Origin of the sequence: Acinetobacter sp. UBA3132 (assembly GCF_002364825.1) — a bacterium.
Taxonomy (GTDB): Bacteria; Pseudomonadota; Gammaproteobacteria; order Pseudomonadales; family Moraxellaceae; genus Acinetobacter; species Acinetobacter schindleri.
On the sequence record NZ_DEZM01000029.1, the window covers coordinates 1 to 4,030 of the forward strand.

4 protein-coding genes are annotated in these 4,030 nt (G+C 45.2%); 1 reads left to right on the forward strand and 3 read right to left on the reverse strand.

The features are described 5' to 3' along the window. The 3 genes from B4033_RS01110 to B4033_RS01120 all read right to left on the reverse strand — a co-directional run. A partial coding sequence (locus B4033_RS01110) for a lactate/malate family dehydrogenase (protein ID WP_414631402.1) occupies nt 1-189 on the reverse strand: 189 nt, incomplete at its 3' end. 173 nt (nt 190-362) lie between these two features. Next, nucleotides 363-1,001, reverse strand: coding sequence for a ribonuclease T2 family protein (locus B4033_RS01115; RefSeq protein WP_004896072.1), 639 nt, complete (start codon nt 999-1,001; stop codon nt 363-365). 31 nt (nt 1,002-1,032) lie between these two features. After that, a complete protein-coding gene (locus B4033_RS01120; RefSeq protein ID WP_228127304.1) occupies nt 1,033-2,934 on the reverse strand; it encodes a lytic transglycosylase domain-containing protein in 1,902 nt (633 codons plus the stop codon). Between the two features lie 366 nt (nt 2,935-3,300). Here B4033_RS01120 and B4033_RS01125 point away from each other — a divergent pair. Then, on the forward strand, nt 3,301-4,030 hold a 730-nt coding region (locus B4033_RS01125; RefSeq protein WP_286831283.1), incomplete at its 3' end, for a radical SAM protein.

Below are 4,030 nucleotides of genomic sequence, written 5' to 3' on the forward strand. Positions count from 1 at the left end.
AGCACAGTCGTCAAGTTCCATCATCACGCCTTTAAGCGCTTGTTGAGCTTTCTCAACAGGAATTTCTAATAATTGAAGAATAACTGGTTGGTCTTTACCCAACATTTCACCGCTAGCGATACGGAATAATAGGCTGTAACCAATTTGACCAGCAGCGCCAGTAACGGCAACGCGAACAGGTTGCTTCATGTAATTATCTCCAATTGAGAGGATAGTCAATGCGGATTAAATAGCTGTTCTATCTAATCTTAATAATCATAAACGGCAAAGATTGTACTCCAATCCTTTCGGAGATGCATGTAAAAGCGAATGAATTCCAACAAAAGTCTGATAGGAAATATAAATTAATTTGGCTGAAAAGCTTAGTATGTACCTTTAATTGTAATGTTCTGAGGGCAGGTATTTACTATACTGCTCGGACATTGCTTATATTGGCCATTGCTGCGATAGCACACCTTAACCGCAGTCAGCAGGCTGACACTACGGTTGGTCTGGCAGTTAAACCGGATGCCGCTGGCGGGCAATTGCGGATTAATCTTAAGGAATTTTGTACGCAATGTATTAATCGACATGACCATGTTTTCTTGGTCTGTCAGTTCCTGTGGTACTTTCAGACGATCCGCATAATTAATAATGGTCCGAAAATACTGGCTGGCACTCATGGGAATACACCCTCCAGTACTCTGCCATAAGCGTGCTCGTGAAGCCTCGTCCGGCATGACACGAGCAACCACCTTGGCTTGTAAAGGTGGAAGTGCGGATGAAGTCTGCGTGCTGCAATCCTGTTGACTGGTTTCAGGAAATAAGCCGGAGATATTCAAGGAATAACCTTCCAGACATTTTCGCTTTTTGGCCAATTCAGGATACAGACTGCAAAGTGCGGGAACCATCTGCACATCCATGATATAGCCCGTCGGTGCCGCAAGCGCAGGAAAACTCCCTCCTGCGACTATACAAGCAGAAAGCCATACTGATACTCGACGACTATTCATTAACTTCATGAATAATTCACTATCCCTAAATCATTAATTTTTATTGTGTACTACGTAGCGGAATTGCCTGCATACGTTTCCCGATTGATTGTGCTCCCTGGCCCAATAGGATGCCATAATGTGTCGCATTGGTCATGACATGTTTCACATAATCCCGTGTTTCTAATAAAGGAATGGTTTCCGTGTACTGATCTGCTGCTAGATTCTGTAAGTCTGGCTGCCAACGGCGTGCGCGATTCGGTCCGGCATTATAACCTGCCGTTGCTAAAACAGGACTGTTGCTGAGCTGGCGTTGAATCGTAGACAAATAGAAGGTGCCATAACGAATATTGGTATTCATATCGCTTAATGCTGCCGGATTATAGGTTTCGCCCATCTGACGCGCGACCAGTTTGGCCGTATCTGGCATGATCTGCATCAAGCCACCTGCCCCGACATGTGAACGCGCCACAGTATTAAATCGGCTTTCCTGACGCATCAAACCATAAGCCCATGCCGGATCAACACTGGCATTCTGGCTATGGCTGACCACATAATTTCGATATGGCATTGGGAAACGGTAATCATAGTTGTGCTTATTCACTGTACGATCTGCAGCATAAATAGCACGGTCATGCCAGCCCATATCATGCGCACGTTTCGCTGCGGCAAGCAGTAGATCATCATCATGTTTCAAGTAAGCCTGACGCACGGCCCAGTTCCATTCACGGTTTACATACGCAGCTGAAGCATTGATATTACGCAAGGCAAAAGCACGGCGGAAATGAATATCCTGATTCAGGCGTTGCATGGCCTGAGCAGAAGGCTGTGCGGATTTCGGCGTACCTAAGGTTAACTGTCCTAAGCGGTCACGTGCCAGCAAGTTATGATAATCATCACCAGTGGCCAGTTTTCGATAAATATCTTCAGCTGCTTTTTTTGATGCTCGGTCTGAGCGCTGTTCACTTGCACGAGCCAGCCAGTATTGCCAGCGGTCTTCCTGTTTCTGGGTCACACTCATCGCATCAATCGCCCGAATCAGACTTTCCCAAGCGCTAAAGCGAATCGCCTGACGTGCATAAATTTCTGCTTCTTCCGGACTAAATGACAGGCCATAACTCAGATCCAGATAATTCAGGACTTCACGATTAAAGTTGTTCTTCATCACCGTGGTGCCACCGATATAGCCGACTACACGGTACAAAGCTTTTTGGATCTGTTCAGGGGTGCCTTCAGCAGTACGTCGCACACTCGAAAATGCTGTATTCAGATCACTATCCGCCAGTCGCCCCATGGCATACACCAGATAAGCATGATCAGCAGTGGTCGCTTTGGGTGCCGTCCATAAATAGGCTGTCGGATTGGCCTGAATGCTATTAAGCTGCGCCAAAGAAAGGTTGAGGCCGATACTCTGGGCGGTCGCAATCGCCTGTCCAGACTGACCGGCACGCAATTGTGTCCAGAGTCGTTGCTGACGGTCTTCAATGGTTAATAAGGGACTGGACAGCATCATTCGACCTAAACCGGCACAGGATTCCGGTTGAGAATTGGTGGTCAGCCAGACATCTTTATATTCGGCATAGACCAGAGGATCACCACTTTTGGCACGTACCTGAGCAATCGCGCAGCTTTCTGCCTGATCTGGATTGGTCACATATTGCAGGACCGGCTGTGCTGCTGAAAAATCGGCCTGCTTTACTTTTTCTTCAACATAGTCTGCTGCCAGCTTTTCTGCCATGGCAGATTGCGGATAACGCTGGGCAAAATTAATAATCTGACTGGCCGGCTGCATGCCAAGATTTTGATTCAGAATCCAGTATTCCGGGTAGTAACCCAAGGCATCATTCTGCATGGCTGCACGATACTGTTGTAATAATTCAATATTTCCAGCATTTGCCGCAGTGAGTGCGTCATTAAATTGTTCTTCGGCAGCTTGAACGCCCATTGAACTCAGACAGGCCATCCCTACAGTGAATAATCTTGAATATTTATGTGTACTTATAATCTGTTTCAACATTAACTTAACTTCTATCATGTAGTTCGTGCCAGACAATTTTGTTCAACATCGGTGCTAGTTTATAAATTCTAGACCGACTCTACTGTTCTCTTATGTAACCTTATGATTCAGCAATATTAATTTTCAAACATTTTCTGTCCATAAATCAATATTTTCAGGCCACCAATAAAGGCTATAAGTTTAAGCGACTTTCCTGCTAAAATATGCGACTTCCAAAAAATTCATTCTGTGAATTGAATTCTAATTGACCTGATTCGCAGATTAATAAGGTCGTCCGTTCACAATTTAAACGTATTATCCCTAGGAGCCTTCATGACGGTTCAAACCTTCATTCCGAAGAGTGCCCCAGCTGCCTCAGAAAACACTGTTACCCAGCCAGCGCACACCCCAGCCCACGATGCTACAGTCAAAAAACTGTACATTGAAACGCAAGGGTGTCAGATGAATGAGTATGACAGTCATCGTATGGCCGACCTTTTGGGCGACTCACATGGCTATGTGCTAACCACTGACCCTAAAGAAGCAGATATTCTTCTGATGAATACTTGCTCAATTCGTGAAAAAGCACAAGAAAAAGTATTCTCTGAATTGGGTCGCTGGCGCAAACTAAAAGAAAAAAATCCGGATCTGATTATTGGTGTGGGTGGCTGTGTTGCTTCACAAGAAGGTGACAACATTCAGAAACGTGCCAATTATGTTGACATGATTTTTGGTCCACAAACCCTGCACCGTTTGCCGCAAATGCTGGATCAGCATTTTGAGCAAGTAGAAAAGCCAAAGAAAGATAAAATTAAACTGGTCGATATTTCCTTCCCGGATATTGAAAAATTCGACTTCCTGCCTGAACCACGTGTTGAAGGTTATAAAGCCTTTGTATCAATTATGGAAGGCTGTTCAAAATACTGTTCTTTCTGTGTGGTGCCGTATACCCGCGGTGAAGAAGTATCACGTCCGCTGGATGATGTCCTGGCAGAAATTGCAGGTCTGGCAGAAAAAGGCGTACGTGAGATTTCACTATTGGGTCAGAACGTAAATGGCTATC

Excerpts from the sequence above, each read along its gene's own strand:
- B4033_RS01115 (WP_004896072.1), bottom strand. The coding sequence starts at position 1,001 with ATGAAGTTAATGAATAGTCGTCGAGTATCAGTATGGCTTTCTGCTTGT.
- B4033_RS01120 (WP_228127304.1), bottom strand. The coding sequence starts at position 2,934 with ATGGCCTGTCTGAGTTCAATGGGCGTTCAAGCTGCCGAAGAACAATTT.